Raw genomic sequence first — 399 nt, forward strand, 5'->3', positions numbered from 1 at the left:
ACGTCAGGCCCGTTTGCTCCGTCACCGGTGTACGATTTCTCGTCATCGAGGCAGAGGCAGCGCACGCTTTGCAGCGCCGAATCTTCCGCCAGCCACGCTTGGGCTTGGTCCTGCAGATGAGTTTGCGTCAGCAACACCGTAGCCCCGCTGTCCTCCAGCATGAACCGGATGCGCTCCGACGGATACTCCGGATCGAGCGGCACATACGCGCCTCCCGCTTTCCAGACCGCCATGACGCCGACCAGCAGGTCTACCGAACGGTCGGCTAGAATGCCGACAATCGATTCCCCGCCGATGCCGCCCTCGCGCAGCGTGCAAGCCAGCCGGTTCGCTTGTTCGTTCAGCTCCCCGTATGACAACTGCTTGTCCTCGTATACGACCGCCGTCGCTTCCGGGGTA

1 protein-coding gene is annotated in these 399 nt (G+C 62.9%); it reads right to left on the reverse strand.

Annotated elements, in window-relative coordinates; all coding sequences use genetic code 11:
* The coding region (locus QMG93_RS35045; protein ID WP_281944528.1) for an AMP-binding protein at positions 1-399 on the reverse strand (399 nt) is incomplete at both ends.

Origin of the sequence: Paenibacillus tyrphae (genome assembly GCF_027925525.1) — a bacterium.
Classification (GTDB): Bacteria; Bacillota; Bacilli; order Paenibacillales; family NBRC-103111; genus Paenibacillus_G; species Paenibacillus_G tyrfis_B.